Origin of the sequence: Streptomyces coelicoflavus (genome assembly GCF_045041415.1) — a bacterium.
GTDB lineage: Bacteria > Actinomycetota > Actinomycetes > Streptomycetales > Streptomycetaceae > Streptomyces > Streptomyces coelicoflavus.
On the sequence record NZ_CP108218.1, the window covers coordinates 5,136,127 to 5,162,677 of the forward strand.

A 26,551-nucleotide genomic window follows, 5' to 3' on the forward strand; every position below is an offset into this window, starting at 1 on the left:
GGTGCCCGCCGGGCGTCCCCGCCCGTCAGGACGGTGCCGGGGCCGGATCGGTGCCGTACGCGTCCAGCGCCGCCGTGAGCCGGTCGAGGCGGGCGCCCAGGTCCTGGATCTCGGTGAGGTCCAGGCCGGTCGCCGCGGCGATCCGGCGCGGCACCTCGACGGCCCGCTCGCGCAGCGCCGTGCCCTCACCGGTCAGCCGCACCTCCACCGACCGCTCGTCGCGCGCGCTGCGCTCACGCCGGACCAGGCCAGCCGCCTCCAGCCGCTTGAGCAGGGGCGACAGGGTGCCGGAGTCGAGGCGGAGGTGCTCGCCGAGCCGCTTCACCGGCAGCTCGCCGTGCTCCCAGAGCACCAGCATCACCAGGTACTGGGGGTAGGTGAGCCCGAGGTCCTTGAGGACCACACGGTAGACACCGCCGAAGGCGCGCGACGCGGCGTTCAGGGAGAAGCAGATCTGCTGGTCCAGGCGGAGCCAGTCGGTTGCGGGCGGCGTGCTCATGCTTCCCAGGGTAGCGGACAGGATTTGCGCGCCATTTAGTTGTGCGCAATTGAATTGCGTGCTCTACTTATGGACGTCAGGCCACGCAGTCTCCTTCGAAAGGGACGGTTTCCCATGGACGCGCTCTACACCGCCGCCGCCACCGCCACCCACGGCCGCGACGGCCGCACCGTCAGCTCCGACGGCAAGGTCGACCTCGAGCTCGGCATCCCCGTCGAGATGGGCGGCAACGGACAGGGCACCAACCCCGAGCAGCTGTTCGCCGCCGGTTACGCCGCCTGCTTCGGCAGCGCCCTCGGTCTGGTCGGCCGGGCCGCGAAGGTCGACGTCAGCGACGCCGCGGTGACCGCCGAGGTCGGCATCGGCAAGCAGGGCGAGGGCTTCGCGCTCGCCGTCACCCTCCGGGTCGAGCTGCCCGAGGGTCTGGACGAGGAGACCGGCCGCAAGCTGGTCGAGCAGGCCCACCAGGTCTGCCCCTACTCCAACGCCACCCGCGGCAACATCCCGGTCGACCTCGTCGTCGAGTAGTCCCCCGCCCCGGCCGGAGAGCGGCCCTCAGCCGACCCGCGCCAGCACCTCCCCCGTCCGCTCGCTCCACGCCACCACCACCGCTTCCTCCGGCACCGGGTGCCAGCGGGTCAGCAGCAGCCAGCGGACGTGGTAGCGGCGGACGACGGCGGCGCGCTCGGCGCGGGTCGAGTCCGGCGCGAGGTACGCCTCGACGTCGGCCACCCGCCGCCCGCGCTCCCGCTCGTCCAGCGACGGGTCCGGCCAGGCGGGCGCCGCGAGGTTCGGGCCGTACCCGGCGATGGCGTGCCCGGCGTAGTAGCCGTCGGTGATCACCACCTCGCCGGGGCCGATGTACCGGGCCGCCCACGCGTACGTCGGCCAGTTCGGCGGCTGCTCGAAGCCGACCGGGTCCAGCGCGCGCGGCACCACCGCCCCCGCGTGGACCGTGAGGAACCCGAGCAGTGCCCCGGCCGTCGCGGTCCAGCCCAGCGCCGCCCGCCATCGCCCCCACGGCCGGGGCGCCGCCAGTTCCACCGCCAGGGCGAACTGCAACGGCACCAGCGTGAGCCCGAGGATGCGGCCGTAGGTGTAGTGGCCGCTGAACCAGCCGTACGCCACCACCGCGCAGTCCAGCGCGAACATCAGCACCAGCGGGTCCCGGCGCGAGCGGCGCCCGCGCGCCCAGAGGGCGGGCAGCCCCAGCAGCGCCAGCCAGAACTCCCCGGGCAGGTCGAGGTACAGGACCCGGTGCATCGCGTCCACGCTGCCGTCGCCGGCCAGCGCGAACACGTCGAAGTAGGGCCAGGCCGCCGCCGCTCCCACCGCCACGGCGCCCGTCAGCGCCCACCGCCCCACGACCGGCCCGCGCCACCCGCGCTGCCACCCGGCCACCAGCGCCACCGCGCCGAGCACCGCCGCCACCGAGGTGATCGGGTGGACGAGGAGGATCGAGCCGTAGAGGACGCCCAGCGCCGCGTATCCGGGCAGGCCGCGCAGCCCGCCCGGGCCCACGTACCGCACCCGGCGCGTGTCCCTCGCCCGCGCGCCGGTCAGCGCCCAGGCCCAGAAGGTGAGCCCGATCGCGAAGGCCGACGGGTAGCCGAGGTTGCCCGTCATCGACATCAGCCCGAGATAGCCGCTCCACCAGGCCCGCTCGGTGCCCCACAGCAGCGTCATCGCGCCCAGCGCGAGCACCGGCGCCCACGGCCGCGGGGTCAGCACCCGCACGAAGCGGTTCAGGCCGGTCAGCAGCACCAGCAGGTTCAGCGGCCCGGCGAGCCGCACCACCTCCCAGCCGCCCAGCCCCGTCAGCCGGGCGAACGCGCCCTCGGCCACCGCGTACGGCGAGTAGTACGCGCTGCCCGCGCCCGGCAGGTCGGCCATCGGGTGGCGGGGGTGGAGGAGGTCGGCCTTCAGGCGCTCCACGACGGCCGCGTGCTGCCCGGCGTCGCAGCACAGCGGCACCGCCCAGTACGCCAGCGTCATCACGAGGAAGAAGCAGAAACCGGCGGCCAGGTACGGGGTGGGGCGCCAGGTGCGGCCGCCGCGCAGCGCCGTCGCGCCGCGCACGGGCCGCCGGACGAGGACGCCGGCGCTCACAGGACGGTCAGGGAAAAGGGCATTCGGGACATTTGCGGTATGTTCCCGATGGGGTCCTGCCCATGACCTCAAGTCACCTCAACGGGTGACGGTCAGCCGACCGCCTCCGCCCGGTCCCGCTCACCCCGGGCCGGCAGCGGCACCCGGCCGCCGGCCCGCACCACCGGCTCGAGCAGCAGCGGCACCCCCACCACCGGCAGCAGCCACGCCAGCACGATCAGCCGCTCGCCCCAGATGTTGATGTCCGGGTGCCCGGCCTGCGTGAGCAGCCCGGTGAACGCCGCCGCGACCAGGAAGCCGCCGACCGCGCCCCCGCGCCGCAGCGCGCCCCACGCCCCGGCGGCCAGCGCCGCCGCGAACAGCGGCTGCCAGGCCTGTCTGCGCAGCCACTCCACCCAGAAGTTGCCCTGCAACTGCCAGAACTCCGGCCACGGATGCTTCCGGTCGGGGCGGTTGAAGTGGTCGGTGAGCAGGTCCTGGAGGCTGTCCGTCTCGGAGGGGTGGTGCAGCAGCCGCGCCAGCAGCAGGGTGCCGACCACGCCCGCCAGGCCGACGGCCGCGAGCGCCAGCACCTCCCGCGGCGCGGGGCCGCCCCTGCCCCCGTCGCCGGTGCCGCCGCAGGGCGATCGCCCCGCCCGCCACCGCCAGGCACAGGCCCAGGAACAGCGCCTGGGAGTGCTTCACCGTGAACAGGGCGAGCAGCGAACCGCCGACCAGAGCGAGCCCGGTGCGCGGCCGCCCCGCCCGCAGCGCCAGTGCGCAGCCCCACACCGCCGCCAGGGTCAGCGCCATCAGCAGGCCCTCGGTCATCGGGCGCATCGCCGTCGTCCCGCACGGCAGCACGTAGTACAGCGACTGACCGGTCAGCGCGAGCGGCACCGGCACCGCCAGGGTGCGCAGGACCAGGAAGACCAGGACCCCGCCCGCGCACGCGATCACGACGCCCGCCGCCCACAGGCCCCACGTCACTCCGAAGGCCAGGACGAACGGCACCAGGAACGCCGGATAGCCCGGTCGCGCCTCGAAGATCGCCATGAAGCGCTCCGGCATGTACGGCACGGTGTGCCCGCCGGTCTGCCCGGCCGCCAGCCGCGGCTCGACCACCGCCCACTCCTGTTCGCGGCACTCGGCCGTCACCTCCGCGGTGGGGTCGGCGCGGTGGAAGCGCACCACGTGCACGCTCTGGTCCCGGCGCGCCCGCTCCGCCCGGCTCGCGCACACGTAGTCGATGGTGGCCGTCGCCGCCGCGCGCTTGCTCTGACCGGTCAGGCTCAGCGCGTACGACAGGTAGTTCTTGGTGTCGGGCGTGTCCCGGCCGGTGACGTTCGCGAGCTGGAGCACGGCGAACACGGAGGCCAGGACCAGCACCCCCAGGAACCGGCCGCCCAGCCGGCTGCCGGGTCTCATGTGGACGGCAGCAGGTCGCGTCCGGACGGGACGCCCCGGGCGCCGGGGACGCCCGAGGGCTCCGGGCCGGGCATCGGCTCCCCGAGGAACAGCGTCCGCACCACCCGCTCGGCGGCCCGGCCGTCCTCGTACTCGCAGTACCGGGCCCGGAAGGCCGCCCGCAGCCGGGCCGCCTCCTCGTCCCGCCACGCCCCGGACGCCAGCAGCCACGCCAGCTCCCGGTAGGAGCGCGAGACGTGCCCGGGAGCCTCCTCGGTGATGTCGAAGTACGCGCCGCGCGTCGCCGCGTACGGGCCCCAGTCGTCGGCGTGGACCAGGACCGGGCGGTCGAGGAGGGCGTAGTCGAACATCAGGGCGGAGTAGTCGGTGATCAGCACGTCGGAGGCGAGCATCAGGTCCTCGACGTGCGGTTCGTCCGTCGCGTCGACCACCACGCCCCGCCGGTGCAGCTCCGACAGGCCCAGGCCGCGCGCCGGGCCGGTGGCGAGCGAGGGGTGCAGGCGGACCAGCAGGGTGTGGTCCTCGCCGAGGTCGGCGGCGAGCCGGGCCACGTCGAGGCGCTCCACGAGCCCGTCGCGCCGGTACTCGCGGCGGGTCGGCGCGTACAGCACCACGGTGTGGCCGTCGGGGACGCCGAGCCGCTCGCGCACCCGGCGGCCGTCCTCGGGACCGGCGTTCACCAGGACGTCGTTGCGCGGACTGCCGGTGCGCGCGGACGCGAAGTGGCAGGGGTAGGCCCGCTCCCAGATCCGCTCCGCGTACCGGCCCGCGACCAGGCTGTGGTCCCAGCGGTCGGCCCGGCGCAGCATCTGCGGCACGTCCAGCCCGTGCCGGGCGCCGGGCCTGCCCAGCAGGTCGACGCCCATGTACTTGAGCGGGGTGCCCTGGTGGGTGTGGATGTGGACGCTGCCCTCCCGCTTCGCCACCGTGCCGGGCCAGTTGACGTTGTTGACGAGGAACGCCGCCCGCTCGGTGATCCGGCGACAGGCGGCACTGCCCAGGAGCACGTGCTCGGTGCCCGGCGGCAGCAGGGCGGGGTCCGCCGCGCACTCCTCGTCGCGCACCACCCACACCCCGCGCAGGTGCGGGGCGAGTTCACGGGCCGCGCGGTGGATCGCCGCCGGGTCGCCCAGCACGCCCCGGTGGGAGAAGGCCGAGTACACGACGAGGTCCGGGTCGAGGGGACGGCGCACGTGCACGGCGCTCGCGGCGCGGCGCACCCGCCCGGCCGCCGCGCCGCGCGCCTGCCGGGTCCGGCGCTCCAGTTCCCGCGCCGCCCGCCCGGACCGCCGGCGCAGCCGGTAGGCGGCGTACGACCCCTCCAGCACCCGCAGTTCGGCCGGTACCGCCGCGTCCTTCGGCCGGTACGCGCGGAACATCTCCGCCGTGCGGTGGAAGAACTCGGCCCGGTCGGACGGCGGCAGGCGGTCCGGCTTGGACAGGATGTCCAGGCAGTGCTCGCCCATCTTGGCGTGCAGGAACGCCCGCCACCGGTCCGCCAGTTCCGGGCGGGCGTCGAGGAAGGCGAAGACCCGCTCGTACTGCGCGTGGACGTCGAAGTGCTTGCGGCTGGTGGTGGACAGGATGTTGCCCTGGCGGCGCTGCCGGTAGTTGAGGCAGATCCGGTCCAGTGCGGCGATCCGCTCCGCGCTGAACATGACCGGGAAGGTCCAGGGTGTGTCCTCGTAGTAGCCGGGCGGGAAGGTGAAGCCCTCGCGCTCCACGAAGTCCCGCCGGTAGACCTTGTTCCACACCACCATCAGCAGGTCGAGGATCTCCGGGTGCCCGGCCGCCGTGAACGTGCCGCCGCCCGCCTCCGCGAGCACCCGGGCCAGGACGTTGCGCCGGGTGCCGCCCCACCAGTAGGTGCGCGCGTAGTCGAAGACCAGCACGTCCGGATCGTCCGTCTCCGCGAGCCGGTCGGCCATGGCGCGCAGGGCGCCCGGGGTGAGGGTGTCGTCGCTGTCGAGGAAGAAGAGGTAGTCGCCGCCGGCCAGCGGCAGCCCGGCGTTGCGGGCCCGGCCGAGGCCGACGTTCTTCTCCAGGTGCAGCACGCGGACCCGGTCGTCGCGGGCCGCGTACTCGTCCAGGATGGCCCCCGAGCCGTCCGGGGAGCAGTCGTCGACGGCGATCACCTCGACGTCCCGGAAGGACTGGTCCAGGACCGAGTCGAGGCACTCGCGCAGGAAACCCTGCACCTTGAAGCAGGGGACGATGACGCTGAAGCGGGGCACGGCTGGGTCAGCTCCTTGCGAGGCTCTCGTGGGTGGCGGCGGCGGGGGCCGGGACGCGCTCGGCGAGCGGGATCACCGGCGGCAGCGCCTCGGGCGGCTCGCCGAGCAGTACCCGGCGCACGACGCGCTCGGCGGCCCGTCCGTCGTCGAACTCGCAGAACCGCTCCCGGAACGCCGCCCGCAGCGCGGTCGACTCCGGGCCCGCGTAGGTGCCGTCGGAGAACACGCGGGCCAGTTCCTCCGGGGTGCGCGCCACCGGTCCGGGCGGGGCCGCCATGAGGTCGAAGTAGACGCCCCGGGTCTCCCGGTAGACGTCCCAGTCGTCGGCGTACACGACGATCGGGCGGTCGAGGTTGGCGTAGTCGAACATGATGGAGGAGTAGTCGGTGACCAGCGCGTCCGCGGCCAGGCACACGTCCTCCGAGGAGCGGTGCGCGGTCACGTCGACGACCCGGCCGGTGCGGGCCCGCTTCCCGCCCCGGTCGTAGAAGTAGTGGGCGCGCAGCAGCACCACCACGTCCTCGCCGGCCGCCTCGCAGAACGCCTCCAGGTCCAGGCCGCCCGCGCCGAACCCGGTCTCGTAGTCCCGGTGCGTGGGCGCGTACAGGACTGCCGTCTTCCCTTCCGGGACGCCCAGTTCGCGCCGGACGCGGGCCACGTCCTTAGCGGTCGCCGTGCAGTAGACGTCGTTGCGCGGGTAGCCGTACTCGAGGTGCTCGTAGGAGCCGGGGAAGGCGCGCTCCCACATCCGGGTGGAGTGCCGGTTGGCGGACAGGTTGTAGTCCCAGCGGTCCACGCGGGCGAGGAGCTTGGTGAAGCTGCCGGTGGCCGCCGCCACCACCGGGTACGTCGACTGGTCCACGCCCATCGTCTTCAGCGGCGTGCCGTGCTGCGTCTGCACGTGCACACTGCCGGGGCGCTTGACCACGCCCTCGGCGAAGTTGGCGTTGTTCACGAGGTACTTGGCGCGGGCCAGCACCTCCCAGTAGCGGTGGGTGCCGATGACGGCGTGCTCGATGCCCTCCGGCACGGTGTGCGCCTGGTCCGGCTCGACCAGGAACACCGACCTGAGGTGCGGGGCGAGTTCGCGGGCCCTGGCGTGGACCGCGGCCGGGTTGCAGGCGTAACCGCGGCCCCAGTAGGCGCAGTAGACGACGAGGTTCGGATCCAGCGGGCGGCGCAGGTGGCGGCGGTAGCGCAGCCGGGTGCGCAGCCCCCGCGGCCACGGCAGGCGGCCGAGGACGCCGGTCGCGGCCCGGTTGGCGGCGCGCAGGGCGCGGAAGCCGGCGTACGACCCCGACGCCAGCAGCCGGTGCTGCACGCCGAGCCGCCCGCCCGGCGGCCGGAAGCCCGCGGGACGGTGGCGCCGGTAGAGGCGGCTCGCCCGGCGGTAGAAGGCGCGGCGCCCCCGCCGGGGCAGGCGCCGGGGGTGGGTGGCCGTCTTCAGGACCGCCGCGAACAGCTGCTCGAACAGCGGGCCGAGCCGCTCGGGCGGCAGGCCCCGCTCGGTGGCGTACGTGAGCGCCAGTTCGGCCTGGTCGAGCAGGTCCGCGTGGTGCTCGCCGGGCAGGTTCAGCCGGTTGCCCTGGCGGCGCACCCGGTGCCGGACGGCCACGGAGCGGAGCACCGCCACGCGCTCGGCGCGCACCGCGACGCGGGCGCCGAAGCCGACGTCCGTGAAGTGCCCGTCGGTGAAGTCCAGCCCGCGCTCGCCGAGGAAGGTGCGGCGGTGCACGGCGCTCCAGGCGGGCAGGTGCACACCGGTCAGGTGGGGGGCGCGGTCGGGGGCGAAGGCGCCGTCCGGGGTCTTCGCGAGCAGCGGGGCGGCCGGGTTGGTGGTCTCGCCCTCCCACCAGGGCACGCGCTCGTACTCGAAGTACAGGACGTCGACGCCGCCGGTGTCCGCGAGGCGTGCGTCGAGCGCCGCCAGCGCGCCCGGCACGAGGACGTCGTCGCCGTCGAGGAACAGCAGGTACGCGCCGGTCGCCGCCCGCATCCCGGTGTTGCGCGCGCCGGCCAGACCGGCCGACGGCGGCGAGTGCACGGGCGTCACCCGGGAGTCCCGCTCGGCGTGCTCCCCGGCGACGTCCGCCGCGGCGCAGTCCGGGCCGTCGCAGACCGGGATCAGCTCGAAGTCGCCGAAGGACTGGCCGAGGACCGAGTCCAGTGCCTGGGAGAGGCGCCCCGCGACCCCATGGGACGGGACGATGATGCTGAAGCGGGGCATGCTGCTCTTTCTCTTCCTTCGCTCGTGCGCCCTACAGGTCGTGGTGACGGCCCGGCCGTCCCGTCGGCCGCCACGTGGGCGGCCGGGTCGGAGTGGGCCGCGACGACGAACTGCGGGACATGGGAACTCCCGTGGGGCAAACGGTGGTCAGAGGCTGTCGGTGACGGTGCGGGGCCCCGCGGGTTGCGGCACCGTCGCCAGCGGGGCGCGGGCGACGGCGGCCGCGGCCGAGGGCGCGGGGCGGCGCCCGGCGAGCGGCACGACCGGCGGCAGGCCCGTCTCGCCCAGCACGACACGGCGTACGACGCGGTCGGCGGCGCGGCCGTCGTCGTACGGGCAGAACCGCTCGCGGAAGGCGGCCCGCAGCCGCGCGGCCCGGGCGCCGTGCCAGTCGCCGCTCGCGAAGACGCCGATCAGCTCGTCCTCGTCCCGCGCGATCGCGCCCGGCGGGAAGGAACGCAGGTCGACGTAGGTGCCGCGGACCGCCTCGTACGCCTCCGGCTCGTCGGCGTGGAGCACGATCGGGCGGTCCAGTCCCGCACAGTCGAACATCAGGGACGAGTAGTCGGTGACCAGGGCGTCCGAGGCCAGGCAGAGCGACTCCACGTGCGGGTGGTCGCTGACGTCGAGCACCCGCCCGCCGGAGGCGGTGAGCGGGCCGCCATGGGCGGGGTGGGCGCGGGCCAGCACCATGAAGCGCGGGCCGAGCCGGCGCACGACGCGCTCCAGGTCCAGGGCGGAGCGCTGGGTGCGCCGGTAGTCGCGGTGGGTGGGCGCGTACAGGATCGCCACCGTGCCCTCGGGGATGCCCAGGGTCTCGCGCAGCCGGGCCACGTCCGCCGCCGTCGCCCGCTGGAGGACGTCGGTGCGCGGCTGCCCGTACTCCAGGGTGCTCCAGCCGCCGGGGTGGACGCGTTCCCAGGTCAGGGTGGAGTGGCGGTTGGCGGAGACCACGTAGTCCCAGGTGTCGACCTCGCGCAGCAGCCCGGCGAAGTCGGTCCCGCGGGCGGCGCCCGGGCGTTCCTGGAGGTCCAGGCCCATGTGCTTGAGGGGCGTCCCGGCCTGCGTCTGCACCAGGACCTGGCCCCGGCGCCGGACCAGGTCCGGGCCGAAGGCCGCGTCGCACACCAGGTAGCGGGAACGGGCCAGGGCCGTCCCGTGGGCGGCCGTGCCGGGGGCCAGGCGGCGGGTGCCGGGCGGGACGGTGTGGTGGTGCACGGGGTCGGCGGCCCACGCCGTGCGCACGTGCGGCGCGAGACGGCGGAACGCCTCCTCCAGCGCGCCCGGGTCGCGGCCGTACCCCCGGTGGCCCTCGACGGCGAAGACGGCACGGTCGGCGCGGAGCGGGAGGCAGCGCTGGACGCGGTAGTGCAGGCGGAGGGCGAGGGAGCGGGCGGTGCGCAGGAGCGTGCCCGTGCCCTTCGCCGTACGGCGGCGCAGGGCCGAGGCGAGCCGCAGGGCTCCGTAGATGCGGCGCAGGCCCAGACGGAGCAGGGCGTGGCGGAGGCGGACGGGCAGCGGGGCCCGGGCGCCGGGGACCCGGTAGCGGCGGCAGTGGACGCGGGCCCGGCGCAGGAACTCGGCGCGCAGGGAGCGCGGGAGGCGGTCGGGGCGGGTGTACACCGTCGTCAGGTGGTCGGCCATGCGGCGGTACAGGAGCGGCCGCCAGCGGGCCAGTTCCTCGCGCGACTCCGGGTGCGTCTCCCCGCGCGCGTCCAGGAACGCGAAGACGCGGTCGTACTGCGTGAACACGTCCAGGTGCCGCTCGCTCGGCGTGCCCAGGATGCTGCCCCGGCGGCGCTGCCGGTAGTGCACGCAGACCCGGTCCAGGGTGGCGACGGACCCCGCCGTCAGCAGGACCGGGTACGTCCACGGGGTGTCCTCGTAGTAGCCCGGCGGGAAGGCGAGGCCCTCGCGCTCGGCGAACTCCCGCCGCACCGCCTTGTTCCAGGCCACCATCAGCACCTTCAGCAGTCCCGGCCGGTCGGTGAGCCGGAACGGCGCCGGGCCCTGCTCGGTGAGGTGCGCGGCGGCCTGGTTGCGGACCGTCTCGCCGGTCCAGTACGTGCGCGCGTAGTCGTAGACCAGGACGTCCGGCTCGCCGGTCTCCTTGATCCGGTCGGCGATGCTCCGCAGCGCGTGCGGGGTGAGGGTGTCGTCGCCGTCGAGGAAGACCAGGTAGTCGCCGCGCGCGCGTTCCAGCCCGGCGTTGCGGGCGGGACCCAGGCCCTCGTTGCGCGGCAGGCGGACGACGCGGACGCGCGGGTCCAGGGCCGCGAACTCGTCGGCGATCGCCCCGCAGGCGTCCGGCGAGCAGTCGTCGACCACGATCACCTCGAAGTCCGGGTACGACTGGGCCAGCACCGACTCCAGGCACGCGTGCAGATACGCCTGCACCTGGTACGCGGGAACGATGACACTGAACCGGGGCACGGGGACATCCATGGGTCGGCGGGATCGGCGCGGGCGTACTGCCCGGCAACGGCCGCCGGAACGACTTGGTTACGGCCCCTGCGGCAATCGGGGGACGTGGTGCCCGTACGGATGAGGGGGCGGACCGGAGACCGGCCCGCCCCCTCAAGGGTGGTTCTCCGCGGCGCTACTTGACGGCGCCCGCCATGACGCCGGAGACGAACTGCCGCTGGAACGCGAAGAACACGGCCAGCGGGATCACCATGGAGATGAACGCGCCCGGTGCCAGCACGTCGATGTTGTTGCCGAACTGCCGTACCTGCGTCTGAAGCGCGACCGTGATCGGCTGGCTCCCGGAGTCCGAGAAGATCAGCGCGACCAGCATGTCGTTCCACACCCACAGGAACTGGAAGATGCCGAGGCTCGCGATCGCGGGCCCGCCGAGCGGCATCACCACCCGTGCGAACAGCCGCAGTTCGCCCGCGCCGTCCAGGCGGGCCGCCTCCAGCAGCTCCCTCGGGATCTCCGCGAAGAAGTTCCGCAGCAGGAACACCGCGAAGGGCAGGCCGAAACCGACGTGGAAGAGGATCACGCCGAGGATCGAACCGAACAGGCCGATCTTGCCGAAGAGTTCGGCGATCGGGATGAGGGCGACCTGCACGGGCACGACGAGCAGGCCGACCACGGCCAGGAACCACCAGTCGCGGCCCGGGAAGTCCATCCACGCGAAGGCGTACCCGGCCAGCGCCCCGATGACCACGACCAGGACGGTCGCGGGGACGGTGATCAGCGCGGTGTTGAGGAGGGACGAGGTGATGTCGCCGTTCTCCAGCAGCTCCTCGTAGCTCTGGAAGGTCAGCCGGGACGGCTCGGTGAAGACCTTCCACCAGCCGCTCGCCGCCATGTCCTGGGGCGTGCGCAGCGAGGACAGCAGCAGTCCGATCGTCGGGACCAGCCAGAACAGCCCCACCACGATCAGGAACACCCGGACGAGCCCGCCGCCGACGGCCTCGGCGAGCCGGGACCCGAGGGACTGCTTCGCCTTGACGGTCGTCCCGGGTGCCGCCGTCGGGCCGGCCGGGGTGAGGGAACCCGCGTCCGCGGTCATCGCCGCACCTCCCGCCGAAGTCGCCGTACGTTACTGCGCCATCCCGGGGGATAACCCCCGGACCCCCAGCCGTCCCACCGCGGACGCGACTTCATCGCCGCACCTCCCGCCGAAGTCGCCGTACGTTGAACCACATCACCGGGATGACCAGGAGCAGCAGGAACACCGCGATGGCGCTGGCGACGCCCGGCTGGTCCGAGGCGAAGCCCTTGCGGTACAGCTCCAGGGCGAGCACGTTCGCGTCGTCCTGGGAGGAGCCCGGGGCGATGATGAAGACCAGGTCGAAGACCTTCAGCACGTTGATCATCAGGGTGACGACGACGACCGCGAGGACCGGCGCGAGCAGCGGCACCGTGACCCGTCTGAAGACCTGCCACTCGTTGGCGCCGTCCACCCGGGCGGCCTCCAGGAGCTCCCGGGGCATGCCGGCCAGCCCCGCCGCGATCAGCACCATCGCGAAGCCCGCCCACATCCACACGTACGATCCGATGATCGCCGGGGTGACGAGGGACGGGCCGAGCCAGTTCAGGCCGTTGTACGGCTCCTTGAAGTTGTCGGCGGGCAGTCTGAGCAGCGCCCCGTCGGCCGCCGCGGGCAGCGTGAAGGTGCCGTCCCCGGCCGCCGTGGTCGTCGCCACGACCTCGCCGTCCTTGACCGCCTCGATCTTCATCCCGGCATAGCCCAGCTCGGCCGCGTCGACGCCGCCGAGCTTGCCGACGCCCTTGCCGCGGGTGAAGTCCTGCCAGGTGGTGCCGGTGACCTTGCCGTCCTCGGGCTCGGCGGCCGCGGCGTTCTTCGCGGCGTCGGGCATCAGGTCGGGGGCGACGCCCACGAGCGGCAGGACGACGGGGGTGCCCGCGTCCACCGGCTGCTTGGTGATGAACGCGCCGCCGCCGGCCGGTTTCAGCGGCGAGTCACGCCCCGGGTGCGCCTTCGGGAACGCGGACGACTCGGCGAACGTGTCGTGCACCCCGACCCACACCGCGTTGGCGACGCCCTTGTCCGGGTCCTGGTCGTACACCAGGCGGAAGATGATGCCCGCCGCGAGCATCGAGATCGCCATCGGCATGAAGACGACCAGCTTGAACGCCGTGCCCCAGCGGATGCGTTCGGTCAGCACGGCGAAGATCAGGCCGAGCGCGGTGGCGACCGTCGGCGCGAACACCACCCAGATGACGTTGTTCTTCAGGGCGGTGCGGATGCCGTCGTCGGTGAAGAGGGTCTCGTAGTTGTCGAACCCGGCGAAGGAGTCGCCGGACTGGTCGTAGAAGCTGCGGATCAGCGAGTACCCGATCGGGTAGACCACGAGCGCGCCGAGCAGCACCAGGGCGGGCAGCAGGAACAGCACCACCACGGACTTCCGGGTGCCGGTCACGCTCCTGCGCGACTTGGGTGACTTGGGGGCGGCGGGGCCCCGTGAGGCTCCCGCCGCCGTGGCCGACGTCATCGCGTCAGTCTCCGTAGGCGGCGGCCGCGTCCGCCTCCAGCTTCGCCTGGGCGCCCGCGACGTCCTTCGGGTTCTTCAGGAAGTCCTGCAACGTCTTCCACTCGCCCTTGCCGGGGGTGCCGCCGAAGGCCTGCGGGGCCTGGTCCGACATGTCGAAGCGGAAGTCGTCACCGGCCGCGACCAGCGCCTCGGCGATCTTCTTCTGCACGTCGTTCGGGTACACCGACGCGTCGACGCTCTTGTTGGGCGAGAGGAACCCGCCGAGCTTCGCCTGGATCGCCGCCGCGTCGGGCGAGGCCAGCCAGGTGGCCAGCGCCTGGGACGCCTTGGAGTCCTTGAAGACCACGGCCGCGTCGCCGCCGGACACGACCGGCGCGGTGTCGCCCACGGCCGGGAACGGGAACACCTTCGCGTCCGTGCCGACCTTCGCCTTCGTCTCACCGATGTTGACCTGCACGAAGTCGCCCTCGTAGACCATGCCCGCCTTGGGCTGGTCGCCGCCGGTGAAGGTCTGCGTCACGGACGCCGGGAACTCCGTCTGGAGCGCGCCGGACGCGCCGCCCGCGACGAAGTCCTTCTTGCCCCAGATCTCCGCGAGCGTGGTGAGGGCCTCCTTCACGGACGGGTCCGTCCACTTGATCTCGTGCTTCGCGAGTTGGTCGTACTTCTCGGGGCCCGCCTGCGAGAGGTAGACGTTCTCGAACCAGTCGGTGAGCGTCCAGCCGTCCGCGCCGCCCACGGAGAACGGGGTGACGCCCGAGTCGTAGATCATCTGGGCCGTGTTGAGCAGCTCGTCCCAGGTCTTGGGCTCGGCGGCGCCGGCGTTCTCGAAGACCTGGGCGTTGTACCAGATCAGCGACTTGTTGGCGGCCTTGTAGTACACGCCGTACTGCTTGCCGTCGACCTTGCCGATGTCCTGCCAGCCCTGCGAGTAGTTCTCGCCCAGCTCCTTGGCCGCCTCGGCGCCCAGCGGCTTGGCCCAGCCCTTCTCGACGGCCTGCTTGATGGCGCCGGGCTGCGGGAGCATCGCCACGTCCGGCGGGGCGCCGCCCGCGATCTTCGAGCCGAGGAAGTTGATGATCGGGTCCTGGGCGGGCACGAAGGTCACCTTGGCGCCGGTGCGCTTCTCGAACTCGGCGAGGACCTTCTTGAAGTTCTCCTGCTCGGTGCCGGTCCAGACGGCGGCGACCTCCAGGCTCTCGCCGTCCAGCTTCGGCAGGGTGACGGAGGAGGCGGGTGCCTCGGTGCCGCCGCCCTTGTCGCCGCTGTCACCGCCGCCGTTGTCGTCGTCGCCGCCGCACGCGGTGAGCGAGAGCGCGAGCGCTGCCACGGCGAGGGTGGCGGCGGCGCGGGTGGTCCTCTTGACGGTTCTGCCTGTCCGGATGGTGCTGCTCATGCGCATCACTGCCCCGTTCTTCGTTCATCGTCGAACGCTCGGCGCTGTCCCGTGCGCTCTGGTGTACGCCAGGGGGGTGAGGGCGGCAAGGGCGCGTCCGCGGTCAACCGGGGTTTCGTGACCGCGTCGTGACCGTGATCAGGAGCCCAGTGTGGGTGCGGGCGGCGCGGGGGCGGGTACGGCGTCAGGTCCTTCCGCATCGTGGCGAATTGGTCGGCCTCCTGGAGTGGCTTGGATGGGGGTCGTACCTCCGAGCTACCAAGAGGCCCTGCCTTCATGCACGCACCGCCAGGAGATCACCCGACCAGTAACCCTGTTCGACCCGCACCTTCCAAGATCGGTTGAGATGCGGCTGTTTACGGCTTGGCCGGGTCAGGCCACGGGATCTTCCGGGCGCGGTGGGAGCAGGCGACCAGCACCATCAGGGCAGCGGTTGTGCCGGCGAGCGTCATGACCGTGGATGGGGAGGAGTGGTCGACCACGACGCCTCCGACCAGCGCCCCGATGGAAATGGTGGCCTGGAACGAGGCGGTGAAGAGCACGGAAGAGGCTTCGGGCGAATCGGGTGAGGCCTTGGCGAACCAGGTCTGCGAGCAGACAGGCACGGCACCGTAGGCAACGCCCCACAAAACCAGGAGGGCCACGGCGCCGAGAGCATCCTTGCCGAGCACCGGGAGCAGCACAGTCGCGCCGGCGATCATCAGGGCGGCGGCTGCGAAGGTGCCGATCGGATACCGCGCCACAGCCGATCCGCCCAGGAAGTTCCCGGCAATTCCTGCAGTTCCGTACACGAGCAGATAGACCGTGATGAGCCCGGCGCTCACATGAGTCACCTGCTCCAGGAACGGAGTGACATAGGTGTAGGCGCCGAAGTGGGCAAGTACCACAAGGAACGTCATCACCAAGGCAAACCGAGTATGGACACTCCTGAGCATGCCCGTGAGCGTGCTCGGACGAGTCGGCTCATCGGCCGGTTGCGGCGGGACCACCAGGAGCAACATGGAGAAGACGCAGAGGGTCAGAATCCCCATGACAAGAAACGCGGTACGCCACCCCGCAATGTCTCCGATGAACGTACCCAGCGGGACTCCGAGCACGGACCCGAGGGGCACCGCGGAGAAGATGACGGCGGTTGCCCGGCCCACCGATTCGGCGGGAACCAGTCGGCTGGCCATCCCCGCTCCGATGGACCAGAAACCACCGATGGTGATCCCGACCAATACACGTGAGCCCAGGACCAGCCAGTAGCTCGGCGCAACCGCGGCCAGGAAATTCGCCAATGCCAGCAACAGAATAAACGTACCCAGCATGAGCCGGCGGTCGATGCGCCCGGTGGCGACAGTTACCACGGGCGCCGAGACTGCGGCCAGAAAACCAGGCATGGTCATCATCAGACCAGCCATTCCGTCGGAGATGGTGAAACTCGAGCCAATCGAGGTCAAAAGGCCGATCGGCAGGATCTCGGTGGTGACGATCGAAAAGATCCCCAACATGACTGAAATCACCGCCAGCCACGACGCCAATCGTGATCGAGCCGGCAATGAAGGCGAGTCGATGGAAGTGGTGGTTGCTGCGGGCATGAATCCCGTCCCTGTGTTGGGCATCACATGAAATGTGAGCACTATTTCAGCAGGAACAGGAGCCGCCTTCTGGCAGTTTCGCGACGTCAACCACGACTTCCGCATCCGACGGTATCGGCGTTCTCGATTCGGACGGTCGTCTGCGTTGTCGTAGACATGCGCCAATCACGCGATGGAGTTGCCGAATAGCCCTGCGATCTTGTCCGCTGCGCGGCCGTAGGCGCTCGGAGTGCGGACGGACGGCCTGTCAGGCCGGGCAGCTGAGGCGGCCGTCCACGACGGCCGGGAGGGACGTGGGCATCTCGTCGGTGACCCGGGCGAACTCCAGGGCTGCGAGCGTGGCTCCCCGGTCCGTCCAAACGAGGATCTCGCCGACGTAGGCGCCGGACAGGTCATGGACGTGCGCGTCGACGGGCACGAGCGCTGTCGCCAGTGCCGCATGCTCGCACGGCTCCCGGACCCGCAGATCGACGCTCACGGAGTCGGGCCCCCAGACGGCGGTCACCTCGGTGCGGTCCAGCTGACTCCGCAGTTGCGACGCGCCCACGAACTCCGCCGACAGGATGTGTTCAAGCACTGCGCGCTCGTCGGCGTCCAACGAGCGCGGGTTGATGGAAAGAGGTGCCATGCGCCCAATCTGAGGTGGCGGGGCAACCCGCCCAACGCTCCACCGGCCGTCGTGCACGTGCTGACCAGCGGGTGCGCATGGCGTCCGCCACGAACGCAAGGGCAGCCACTTCCTCGCCTTCCTCGGGCTCGCGGCAGTCATGACGGGCTTGCCCGGCGACCGGGCGTAGGTGATCTCGGCTCGGGTGCTGTCCCCGTTGCAGGCGCCGACCACGAGCACCTCGTCAGCGAGCCTGATCCTCGATCGGTGCAGATCGCCGAGCCGAGCCTTCAGCGCCTCGGCCGCTGAAACGGGTGGAGCCGCAGATCACGACGATGCAGGGGAGGCTCAACTGCTTCTTCGCGTCGGCGAGTTTCTCCTCGGGGGTGAGTGGCGGCGGGTATGTCACTGGTTCCTCCGTTTTCCATCCGGGGCGGGATCTGTCGGAGGGCGGCACAGCCCATAGTCCGAGCCTCGTCCGCACCGTCTGGGAGAGTCGTGACAAGTAGGTTCACCGAGCTGGCCGTTGACTGCCACGACCCGGAGAGGCTCGCCGCCTTCTGGTGCGAGGTCCTGGGCTTCGAGGTGATCGACCGGAGCGAGGGCAAGGTCGAGATCGGCTCCTGGGTGCCGACCGTCGAGGATGTCCGGGCCCGCCAGATGCCGCCCACCCTGCTGTTCATCCAGGTGCCCGAGGGAAAGACCGTGAAGAACCGGCTTCACCTCGACGTCAGTCCGATCGACGGCAGTACCGAGGGCGAGGTCAACAGATTGCTCGGCCTCGGCGCCACCAAGACGGACGTGGGCCAGGGGACGGAACGGAACTGGGTGGTCATGGCAGACCCCGAGGGCAACGAGTTCTGCGTCCTGCGCACCCTGGCACCGCGGAACTAGGCCGCGAGCGGACGCCCACAGCGCCTGTCCGCCCCGTCCCTCGCGGGACCCGCGCCGAGACCGGACGCGGGTCAGAGGAGCGACGGCACCTCCGCCGCCGAGACCTCGCGGGCCGCTCGGTCCAGGGCGCTGGCCAGCAGGGCCAGATCGGTCGGGCCGTTGCCCAGTTCGCGTACGGGGCGGCGGGTGGGAGGGTCGCCCATGCGGTGCCACTCCAGGGGGACGACCGTGGGGCGCAGGGTCGCCGTGCGCGGGATGCGGCCCGTGACCCGGCCGCCCTGGAAGACGGTGGTGCGACCGTCGGGGTGGGCCAGCCGGCCGCGTCCGGGCGTCGGTTCGTCCGGGCCCGGCACGGGCGCGTCCAACGTGACGCGCAGGGTCGCGCGCAGAGCGGGCTCCGTGCTCTCCGTGCGGCCGCCGGGGGTGGTGGCGGCCACCAGGTGGACGCCGAGCCGCTCGCCCTCCCGCGCCACGGCCTCCAGGGCCCGCATCACCGACCCCGCGGCGGGGCGCCCCGGGGAACCGAGCGGGGGAGCGACGAGGGCGTCGAGGTCGTCGACGACCACGACCAGGCGGGGGAGCGGTGGGACGGGCCCCGTCCGGCGGCGCGCCGCGGCCGGGCGCAGCCGGAGGGTGGAGCTGGGCGGGGACTCGACGTCCCCGGAGCCGGTGCCGGTGCCGGAGCCCGCGGTCGGTGCCGGTCCGGGCGGCGTCGGGGTGCGCTGGGCGACCAGCCGCCCGGACACCTCGCGCCCGGTGTGCCACTCGGCGAAGTCCGATCGCCCGAGCAGCTCGGCGCGCCGCTTCAGCTCGGCGCTCAGGGACTGGGCGAACTCCCGCATCCGCACCGGGTCGTTGGCGGTGAGGTGGGTGGTGACGTGCGGTACGTCCGTGCACACGCGCAGGCCCTCGCCGTGGGCGCCGCCGGAACTCACGCTGTCCCGGCCGTCCATGAGGACGATGCCGAGCCGGTCGGGGCGTTCGGCCGAGGCGAGCGAGGCGACCAGCGCCCGCAGCAGCTCGGTGCGGCCGCTGCCGGGCGGGCCCTCGATCAGCAGGTGCGGTCCCTCGGCGACCAGGTCGGCCGGGACGGGACCGCGCGGACCGGCGCCCAGCACCGCCTGCGCGCGTCCCCCGAGGGACGCCGTGTCGTCGGCCGCGGCGGCCCAGCGGGCCATCAGGGAGGCGGGGGTGGCGCGGGCCAGGCCCAGTTCGTCCAGGAGCCGGGCCGTCTGGGGGAGCGGTGCGGACACGCGCGCGTGGTGCTCGTCGCCGATGGTGGAGACGTCGGTGCGCAGCGGGGCCAGGGCGCGTGCGAAGCGCTCCGCCCAGGGCAGGGAGACGGCGTCCAGCGTGCCGAGGGTGCCGTGACCGACCGGGCCGGCGGGAGCGGACGGGGCGCCCGCCTCCTGACCGGTGCCGGCGCCGGTGTCTGTGCCGGTGCCGGTGCCCGTGCGGGCGACGCGCAGCAGCCGCAGGGTCGTCGCCACGTCGCCGCTGAGCAGCGCCACGGCACCGCACTCCCGGAACACCGGCGCCACGGCGCAGGCCGCCTCGTACGTCCGCGTCACCGGGGACGTGGGGGAGGCGGGGGCGGTCTCGGCGAGGCACACGACGTGGATCCCGGCCCGGGGGCCCTCCAGGGCCAGCCGCGTCACCGCCTCGCGCAGGTCGGCGCCGCCGGGGTCCCCGTCCACGACGACCACGGTGAACGGTCCGGAGAAGCCGTCGGCCGGGCCGGTCCCTTCGCCGGGGCGCGCCCAGGAGGGCTGCCGGCGGGCGGTCCCCGTGGCCGGGGCGGCCGGGTCCGGGGCCGCTTGCGGGGGGTGTGCTCCGGACCGGGCCTCGTCCGCGAGGTGGTCGTCCAGGCGGCGCAGGAGTTCGTGGGCGCGGGCCGTGGCCTGTTCGCGGTCGTGGGCGAGCAGCAGGCGGCAGTCCTGTCCGTGTCCCGGGCGCACCTGCGGCAGCCAGCCGAGCCAGGACCACTCGGCGTTCCGCTCGGCGAGCGGACGGGAGCGGTCCGCGCTGATCAGAACGATCTCCAGGGCGTCGGCCGAGTGCAGCGCGGCGAGCTGGGCCAGCACCGAGCGGGCCAGCCCGGTGAGCCGCTCGCGCGGGCCGGCGAGGCCGAGCGCGCCGACCTCGCGCAGGTCGGCGGTGACCGGGACGGCGGGCAGCGGGGCGTCACCGCCCGGCGCCATCCGGTCGGCCGTGCCGAGCCGCACGGTGAGCGCCTCCGGGTGCGCCGGGCCGCGCTCCCACAGCCGGGGCCCCGGTCCCAGCGCCGTCAGCAGCAGTGCGGCGGGGTCCGGCCAGGTCTCCGGGGCGCGCGAGGTGCCGGGCGGGGCCGCCGGTGCCGGTCCGGCCGCCACGTCGTCGTACGCGTGGGCGTCGGACGCGCCGGTCTCCGGAGCGACTCCGCGCCCGCCGGTCAGTCGCCGCGCCCACGCACCTATCCCGCCGCGCCGGCGCACCTCCTGCGGCGCGTCCGTCCCGCGCAGGGGGGTCCCTTTGCGCCCGGTGCGGGAAGCGCCGGCGCCGAGGGTGCCGGCGCCGGTCGCGCCGGGGTCGTACGCGCCCGTGCCGTACGCGTCCACGCCGGGGCCGCCGGTGCGCGACGGGTCCCCGCCGGTCGCGTCTGCGTCGTACGCGCCTCTGCCGCGGGCGCTCGTGCCGTGCGCGCCCGGCGTGGACGGTCCGGTGCCGTGCGCGTCCTCGTCGGGCGGGCCCGGAGCGCGGTACCCGCCCGCTCCCGGTCCGCCGGCCGGATACGCCCCCGGGCCTCCCGTGCCGCCGTGCGTCTCGCCTCCCGCGGGGGACTGCCGGGGCAGGCCCGCCACGGGGCCGGTGCCGTGGCTCTCGATGCGGGGTGCGCCGCCCTGGCCCGGGACCTGCGGCGACTCGACGGGCGCCGCGCCCCCGCCGTCCCCCGACGTGCCGTACGCGTGGTGCGTACGTCCGCGGGGCCGGGCCGTGCCGTCCGCCCCGGTGCCGTGGGCCGTGGGGCCGGGTGCGGCGCCGCCCGCCGCATTGGAGCCGCGCGGGTCGCCCTCCGCCCCGTCGGCCACGCGCGTGTGGGCCACCGGGTCACCGTCCTCGCCGCCCGACGCGGGCGCCCGGTACCCGGACAGCCGTACGTGTCCCTCCCCGTCCGGCGTCGTCGCGACCCGCACCTGCGCCGCCGGCGGCACCGGCACGAGCCGCAGGGCCGACTCGCCGATCCGCAGCAGCGCGCCCGGCGCGAAGCGAACCGGACGGTCGCCCACGCGGGCGCCGTCCAGGGTGGTGCCGTTGGTGGAGCCGAGGTCGGCGACCGAGACGCGGGCGTCGGGACCGACGGTGACCGCGCAGTGCATGCGGGAGACGTCCGGGTCGTCGAGCGCGACGTCGGCGTCGGCGGAGCGGCCGAGCCGGATCTGGCCGCCGTGCAGGAGGTGGACGCCGCCCGCGTCGGGGCCCGCGACCACGTGGAGCTGGGCCGGGACGTCCGCCGGCTCGGCGTGCGGGTCGGGCTCGCCCGGGGCGCCGAGGCAGAGCACGGCACCGTCGATCAGCGGGGGCTCGCCCAGGGTGCTGCGCTGGGCGTCGAGGCGCTGCGCGCCCGCGTACAGCACCACCTGGCCGGAGCCCGCGCCCTCGCCGGGGAGCGTGGCGGCCAGCGCGGAGGCGACCGCGGCCAGGGCCGTGCCGGCCGGTGCGGTGACGAGTACGTCACAGCGGGCGGGGCGGCGCTCCACCGAAGCGGCCCCGGCAGCCGGAGCGGTCGGGGCGGCGGGGGCAGCCGAGGCATGCGGGCCCAGCGGGTCTACGACGGTCAGCCGGATCTGCATCGCCGTAAGCGGTCCCTTCGCGCGGGCGCACGCACGCCGGGACGGAAGCCGCCACCACGGTCCCCCACCGCGGACTTCCCCCACCGTCACACGAGCACGTCGGCCAGTACTGCACGCATCCTCGCACCTGCCACTGACAACGCGCCCGCCCCCCGCCGCCAAATGATCTTGATTGGTCGGCTCTGCCCCCAAAAATGCCTGACGGGTGTCCTGCGGATGATCGAATGCCGTCCGCTTGAGATCGGTCACGAACGGGCAGCGGCAACCAAGGGACCGGGTCGCGCGTCTTTCCTTCGAACATGGTCCGGAGGCGGCATTACAGTGGGTCCGCCTGGGACCCGCCGTCGACCGACCGCTTCTGCGACAGTGGGTCCGAACAGCCAGCAAGCAACTAGGAGCGCATGACGTGCGGCCCGTCGGCAGCAAGTACCTCCTCGAGGAGCCCCTCGGCCGCGGCGCCACGGGCACCGTCTGGCGGGCCCGCCAGCGCGAGACCGCGGGCGCCGAGGCGGCCGTGGCCGGACAGCCCGGCGAGACCGTCGCGATCAAGGTCCTCAAGGAAGAGCTGGCGAGCGACGCCGACATCGTGATGCGCTTCCTGCGCGAACGTTCCGTCCTGCTCCGGCTCACCCACCCCAACATCGTCCGGGTCCGCGACCTGGTCGTCGAGGGCGAGCTGCTGGCCCTCGTCATGGATCTCGTCGACGGCCCCGACCTCCACCGCTATCTGCGCGAAAACGGGCCGCTCACCCCGGTTGCGGCGGCCCTGCTCACCGCGCAGATCGCCGACGCGCTGTCCGCCAGCCACGCCGACGGCGTCGTCCACCGCGACCTGAAGCCGGCCAACGTCCTGCTGAAGCAGACCGGCGGCGAGATGCACCCGATGCTCACCGACTTCGGCATCGCCCGCCTCGCCGACTCGCCCGGCCTCACCCGCACCCACGAGTTCGTCGGCACGCCCGCGTATGTCGCGCCGGAGTCCGCCGAGGGCCGCCCGCAGACCTCCGCGGTCGACGTGTACGGCGCCGGCATCCTGCTGTACGAGCTGGTCACCGGCCGTCCCCCGTTCGGCGGCGGCTCCGCCCTCGAGGTGCTGCACCAGCACCTGAGCGCCGAACCGCGCCGCCCCTCCACCGTCCCCGACCCGCTGTGGACGGTCATCGAGCGCTGCCTGCGCAAGAACCCGGACGAGCGCCCCAGCGCCGAGAACCTCGCCCGCGGCCTGCGCGTCGTCGCCGAGGGCATCGGCGTGCACGCGAACAGCGCGCAGATCGGCGCCGCCGAGAGCGTGGGCGTGCTCCTCGCCCCCGACCCGGCGCCCGCGCAGGTCCCCGGCACCCCCGACGGCGGCTACGACCCGAACGGCGCGACCAGCGTCCTGCCGCACACCGGAGGCCCGGCCGGCGCCGCCGACCCCACCGCCGTACTCCCGAACACCGGGGCCGCCGACCCGACCGCCGTCATGCCGCCCGTGCCGCCGGGCGGGCCGGGCGCCCCGGAGCAGGGCGGGCCCGAGGACCCGCACCCCTGGCAGAACCAGCTGCGCGCCGCCCGCGACCGCAACGAGCAGACGCAGGTCCAGTACCTCGACCCCAACCAGGACCCGCTGCGCCGCCGCCCCCAGCGGCAGGTCTCCCGCCCGCCGCAGCAGGCCCCGCAGGGCCCGCCGCCCCAGCAGCCCGGCTACGGCTACCCGCAGCAGCAACAGCCGCAGCGGTACGCCACCCCGCAGCCCCAGCCGCTGCAGCCGCAACGGCCCCAGCCGCAGCGGTACGCCCCGCCGCCCGTGCCCGAACCGCAGCAGCCCCGGCGTGAGCCCAGGCCGCCGCGGCAGCGCAGCGCCAACCCCATGCGCATCCCCGGCCTCGGCTGCCTCAAGGGGTGCCTGGTCACGATCGTCATCCTCTTCGTGGCCGGCTGGCTCGTCTGGGAGCTGAGCCCGCTCCAGGACTGGATCGGCACGGGCAAGGGCTACTGGGCACAGCTCAGCGACTGGTTCACCACCGTGACCGACTGGATCGGGGACCTGGGCGGCTCCAGCGGCGGAAGCTCCACCGGAGGCTGAGCCGGGCCGGTCGATCAGGCCGAGTCTGGAGACTTGTCGACATCCGGAGGGTGATTTCCGCCTCCGCGGTGAAGGCCGGCTCCTCGGGCGCGTACTTTTAGGCGCAACACGCGTCGGTAGGAGCAGTCTTGGCACGGAAGATCGGCAGCCGGTACACCGCCCACCAGATCCTCGGGCGGGGCAGCGCCGGCACGGTGTGGCTGGGCGAGGGTCCCGACGGACCCGTCGCGATCAAGCTGCTGCGCGAGGATCTGGCGTCCGACCAGGAACTCGTCTCCCGCTTCGTGCAGGAGCGCACCGCCCTGCTCGGCCTGGAGCACCCGCACGTCGTCTCCGTGCGCGACCTGGTGGTCGACGGCAACGACCTCGCGCTGGTCATGGACCTGGTCCGCGGCACCGACCTGCGCACCCGCCTCGACCGGGAGCGGCGCCTGTCGCCCGAGGCCGCGGTGGCCGTCGTCGCCGACGTGGCCGACGGACTGGCCGCCGCGCACGCCGCCGGGGTCGTGCACCGCGACGTCAAGCCCGAGAACGTGCTGCTCGACATGCAGGGCCCGCTCGGCCCCGGCGGCTCGCACCCGGCGCTGCTGACGGACTTCGGGGTGGCCAAACTCATCGACACCCCGCGCCGCACCCGCGCCACGAAGATCATCGGCACGCCCGACTACCTGGCCCCCGAGATCGTCGAGGGCCTGCCCCCGCGCGCGGCGGTCGACATCTACGCGCTCGCCACGGTGCTGTACGAGCTGCTGGCCGGCTTCACGCCGTTCGGCGGCGGCCACCCCGGCGCGGTGCTGCGCCGCCACGTGACCGAGACCGTCGTCCCGCTCCCCGGCATCCCCGACGAGCTGTGGCAACTCCTCGTCCAGTGTCTCGCCAAGGCCCCGGCCTCCCGGCTGCGCGCCTCCGAGCTGAGCGCCCGGCTGCGCGAGCTGCTGCCGATGCTCGCCGGCATGGGCCCGCTGGACGTCGACGAGCCCGACGCCGAGCAGCAGGAGGACGGCCCCGACGAGTCCCCGGCTTCCCCGGCCGCCCCCGCGTCCGCCGCGGAGCCCGTCCGGCGCCGGGGAGCGGTGCCCCTGGTGCCGGGCGCCAAGCCGGCCGACTCCAACCGCGACACCCACACCTCGATGCGCGTCCCCGCCCCGGACGAGCTGGCCGGCGGGGCCCGCGGCACCGCACGCGCCCCGCGCGCGTCGGGCGCCCCGCGCCCCGGCTCGGCCCGCAACCGCGCCGCCGCGCGCCGGCGCCGGATCGCCGTGAGCGCGGGCGCGGTCGCCCTGATGGCGGCGATCGGCGTCGGTACGTGGCTGGCCACGGGCGGTGACGAGGAGGGCGGCGGACCCCAGGACACGCGGAACTCGGCACCGGCCGCTCCCTGAGCCCCGGACCGCCGCCGGCGTCCGCGCCCGCCCCCGCCCGGCGTGGACCGGTGGACGGAGCCGTTACGCTGGATGCGTGGCAGTCGTCGATGTATCCGAAGAGCTGAAGTCCCTCTCCTCGACCATGGAGTCGATCGAGGCCGTCCTGGACCTCGACAAGTTGAGGGCAGACATCGCCGTGCTCGAGGAGCAGGCGGCCGCGCCCTCCCTGTGGGACGACCCCGAGGCGGCGCAGAAGATCACGAGCAAGCTCTCCCACCTCCAGGCCGAGGTGCGGAAGGCCGAGGCCCTGCGCGGCCGGATCGACGATCTCGGCGTGCTCTTCGAGATGGCCGAGGAGGAGGACGACCCGGACACCCGTGCCGAGGCCGAGTCCGAGCTCGCGGCCGTCCGCAAGGCGCTGGACGAGATGGAGGTCCGCACCCTGCTCTCGGGCGAGTACGACGCGCGCGAGGCGCTCGTCAACATCCGCGCCGAGGCGGGTGGCGTGGACGCCGCCGACTTCGCCGAGAAGCTCCAGCGCATGTACCTGCGCTGGGCCGAGCAGCACGGCTACAAGACCGAGATCTACGAGACGTCGTACGCGGAAGAGGCCGGCATCAAGTCGACCACCTTCGCCGTGCAGTCGCCGTACGCCTACGGCACCCTCTCCGTCGAGCAGGGCACCCACCGGCTGGTGCGCATCTCGCCCTTCGACAACCAGGGGCGCCGCCAGACCTCCTTCGCGGGCGTCGAGATCCTGCCCGTGGTCGAGCAGACCGACCACATCGAGATCGACGAGTCCGAGTTGCGCGTGGACGTGTACCGGTCCTCCGGCCCCGGCGGCCAGGGCGTCAACACCACCGACTCGGCGGTGCGCCTGACCCACATCCCCACCGGCATCGTCGTCTCGTGTCAGAACGAGCGCTCGCAGATCCAGAACAAGGCCACCGCCATGAACGTCCTCCAGGCCAAGCTCCTGGAGCGGCGCCGCCAGGAGGAGCAGGCCAAGATGGACGCCCTCAAGGGCGACGGGGGCAACTCCTGGGGCAACCAGATGCGTTCGTACGTGCTGCACCCGTACCAGATGGTCAAGGACCTGCGCACGGAGCACGAAGTGGGCAACCCCGAGGCCGTGTTCAACGGTGAGATCGACGGCTTCCTCGAGGCCGGCATTCGCTGGCGCAAGCAGCGGGAGAAGTAGCGGCAATCGGAATCGCCGCTTTGTCGACAAGGCAACTGCCGCTCTTCGGGCGGCAGTTGCCTTTTGTCTGCCCGCTGTTCGCCGGTGATGTCTGGGTTTTGCATCACACTCACACCCTTTGTGTCCGGCATACGTCCCTTACCTGGACATCGCGTACGCAATGGCCTTGAC

Annotated in this window: 16 protein-coding genes and 2 pseudogenes; 5 read left to right on the plus strand and 13 right to left on the minus strand. The window is 73.5% G+C overall.

Going from position 1 to position 26,551, the window contains the following annotated elements; all coding sequences use genetic code 11:
* Positions 1 to 25 precede the first annotated feature (25 nt).
* Positions 26 to 499: a MarR family winged helix-turn-helix transcriptional regulator gene (locus tag OHA99_RS22880; RefSeq protein ID WP_164384512.1), complete on the minus strand. Its 474-nt coding sequence runs from the start codon at positions 497 to 499 to the stop codon at positions 26 to 28.
* A 114-nt stretch (positions 500 to 613) separates the two neighbouring features.
* On the opposite strand from OHA99_RS22880, the gene OHA99_RS22885 reads away from it, so the two are divergent.
* Positions 614 to 1,027, plus strand: coding sequence for an organic hydroperoxide resistance protein (locus OHA99_RS22885; protein ID WP_405697546.1), 414 nt, complete (start codon positions 614 to 616; stop codon positions 1,025 to 1,027).
* Between the two features lie 27 nt (positions 1,028 to 1,054).
* On the opposite strand, the gene OHA99_RS22890 is transcribed toward OHA99_RS22885, so the two are convergent.
* From OHA99_RS22890 to OHA99_RS22940, 11 genes and pseudogenes are all read right to left on the minus strand, one after another.
* Positions 1,055 to 2,608, minus strand: coding sequence for a hypothetical protein (locus OHA99_RS22890; protein WP_405697548.1), 1,554 nt, complete (start codon positions 2,606 to 2,608; stop codon positions 1,055 to 1,057).
* 92 nt (positions 2,609 to 2,700) lie between these two features.
* A pseudogene (locus OHA99_RS22895) lies at positions 2,701 to 4,015 on the minus strand (hypothetical protein).
* On the minus strand, positions 4,012 to 6,249 hold the full coding sequence (locus tag OHA99_RS22900) for a CDP-glycerol glycerophosphotransferase family protein (protein ID WP_405697551.1): 2,238 nt from the start codon (positions 6,247 to 6,249) through the stop codon (positions 4,012 to 4,014). Before OHA99_RS22900 ends, OHA99_RS22895 begins: the two are co-directional and overlap by 4 nt.
* A 7-nt stretch (positions 6,250 to 6,256) precedes the next feature.
* Positions 6,257 to 8,476 (minus strand): CDP-glycerol glycerophosphotransferase family protein, encoded by a 2,220-nt coding sequence (locus tag OHA99_RS22905; protein WP_405697554.1) that lies wholly within the window; start codon positions 8,474 to 8,476, stop codon positions 6,257 to 6,259.
* 147 nt (positions 8,477 to 8,623) lie between these two features.
* Positions 8,624 to 10,909: a CDP-glycerol glycerophosphotransferase family protein gene (locus tag OHA99_RS22910; protein ID WP_405697557.1), complete on the minus strand. Its 2,286-nt coding sequence runs from the start codon at positions 10,907 to 10,909 to the stop codon at positions 8,624 to 8,626.
* 166 nt (positions 10,910 to 11,075) lie between these two features.
* Positions 11,076 to 11,996, minus strand: a complete 921-nt coding sequence (locus OHA99_RS22915) for a carbohydrate ABC transporter permease (RefSeq protein WP_366473017.1) — start codon at positions 11,994 to 11,996, stop codon at positions 11,076 to 11,078.
* Positions 11,997 to 12,087: 91 nt separating this feature from the next.
* The gene (locus OHA99_RS22920) at positions 12,088 to 13,443 is read right to left on the minus strand and encodes a carbohydrate ABC transporter permease (protein WP_405697560.1); all 1,356 of its coding nucleotides are present in this window, start codon (positions 13,441 to 13,443) and stop codon (positions 12,088 to 12,090) included.
* Positions 13,444 to 13,447: 4 nt separating this feature from the next.
* Positions 13,448 to 14,845 (minus strand): ABC transporter substrate-binding protein, encoded by a 1,398-nt coding sequence (locus OHA99_RS22925; RefSeq protein ID WP_164384520.1) that lies wholly within the window; start codon positions 14,843 to 14,845, stop codon positions 13,448 to 13,450.
* A 350-nt stretch (positions 14,846 to 15,195) separates the two neighbouring features.
* Complete coding sequence (locus tag OHA99_RS22930) at positions 15,196 to 16,419, minus strand: MFS transporter (RefSeq protein ID WP_366473015.1); 1,224 nt, start codon at positions 16,417 to 16,419, stop codon at positions 15,196 to 15,198.
* A gap of 247 nt (positions 16,420 to 16,666) precedes the next feature.
* The gene (locus tag OHA99_RS22935; RefSeq protein WP_194280061.1) at positions 16,667 to 17,047 is read right to left on the minus strand and encodes a hypothetical protein; all 381 of its coding nucleotides are present in this window, start codon (positions 17,045 to 17,047) and stop codon (positions 16,667 to 16,669) included.
* A gap of 141 nt (positions 17,048 to 17,188) precedes the next feature.
* Positions 17,189 to 17,435 (minus strand): annotated as a pseudogene (locus tag OHA99_RS22940) (hypothetical protein); the annotation flags it as partial.
* An 89-nt stretch (positions 17,436 to 17,524) separates the two neighbouring features.
* Here OHA99_RS22940 and OHA99_RS22945 point away from each other — a divergent pair.
* On the plus strand, positions 17,525 to 17,920 hold the full coding sequence (locus OHA99_RS22945; protein ID WP_153179596.1) for a VOC family protein: 396 nt from the start codon (positions 17,525 to 17,527) through the stop codon (positions 17,918 to 17,920).
* A 71-nt stretch (positions 17,921 to 17,991) separates the two neighbouring features.
* Here OHA99_RS22945 and OHA99_RS22950 read toward each other — a convergent pair whose 3' ends face one another.
* Positions 17,992 to 21,750, minus strand: coding sequence for an FHA domain-containing protein (locus tag OHA99_RS22950; RefSeq protein WP_405697565.1), 3,759 nt, complete (start codon positions 21,748 to 21,750; stop codon positions 17,992 to 17,994).
* A gap of 406 nt (positions 21,751 to 22,156) precedes the next feature.
* Between OHA99_RS22950 and OHA99_RS22955 the strand changes: the two genes are divergently transcribed.
* The 3 genes from OHA99_RS22955 (at position 22,157) to prfB (ending at position 26,380) form a co-directional block, all read left to right on the plus strand.
* Positions 22,157 to 23,815: a serine/threonine-protein kinase gene (locus OHA99_RS22955; RefSeq protein ID WP_405697568.1), complete on the plus strand. Its 1,659-nt coding sequence runs from the start codon at positions 22,157 to 22,159 to the stop codon at positions 23,813 to 23,815.
* 128 nt (positions 23,816 to 23,943) lie between these two features.
* A complete protein-coding gene (locus OHA99_RS22960) occupies positions 23,944 to 25,197 on the plus strand; it encodes a serine/threonine-protein kinase (RefSeq protein WP_381499628.1) in 1,254 nt (417 codons plus the stop codon).
* A 76-nt stretch (positions 25,198 to 25,273) separates the two neighbouring features.
* Positions 25,274 to 26,380, plus strand: coding sequence for a peptide chain release factor 2 (gene prfB / locus OHA99_RS22965; RefSeq protein WP_153179600.1), 1,107 nt, complete (start codon positions 25,274 to 25,276; stop codon positions 26,378 to 26,380).
* Positions 26,381 to 26,551: the final 171 nt, after the last annotated feature.

Bases quoted from the DNA above. Each gene is read 5' to 3' on its own strand.
- OHA99_RS22880 (WP_164384512.1), bottom strand. From the start codon at position 499: ATGAGCACGCCGCCCGCAACCGACTGGCTCCGCCTGGACCAGCAGATC.
- OHA99_RS22885 (WP_405697546.1), top strand. From the start codon at position 614: ATGGACGCGCTCTACACCGCCGCCGCCACCGCCACCCACGGCCGCGAC.
- OHA99_RS22905 (WP_405697554.1), bottom strand. From the start codon at position 8,476: ATGCCCCGCTTCAGCATCATCGTCCCGTCCCATGGGGTCGCGGGGCGC.
- OHA99_RS22915 (WP_366473017.1), bottom strand. From the start codon at position 11,996: ATGACCGCGGACGCGGGTTCCCTCACCCCGGCCGGCCCGACGGCGGCA.
- OHA99_RS22920 (WP_405697560.1), bottom strand. From the start codon at position 13,443: ATGACGTCGGCCACGGCGGCGGGAGCCTCACGGGGCCCCGCCGCCCCC.
- OHA99_RS22925 (WP_164384520.1), bottom strand. From the start codon at position 14,845: ATGCGCATGAGCAGCACCATCCGGACAGGCAGAACCGTCAAGAGGACC.
- OHA99_RS22930 (WP_366473015.1), bottom strand. From the start codon at position 16,419: ATGCCCGCAGCAACCACCACTTCCATCGACTCGCCTTCATTGCCGGCT.
- OHA99_RS22935 (WP_194280061.1), bottom strand. From the start codon at position 17,047: ATGGCACCTCTTTCCATCAACCCGCGCTCGTTGGACGCCGACGAGCGC.
- OHA99_RS22950 (WP_405697565.1), bottom strand. From the start codon at position 21,750: ATGCAGATCCGGCTGACCGTCGTAGACCCGCTGGGCCCGCATGCCTCG.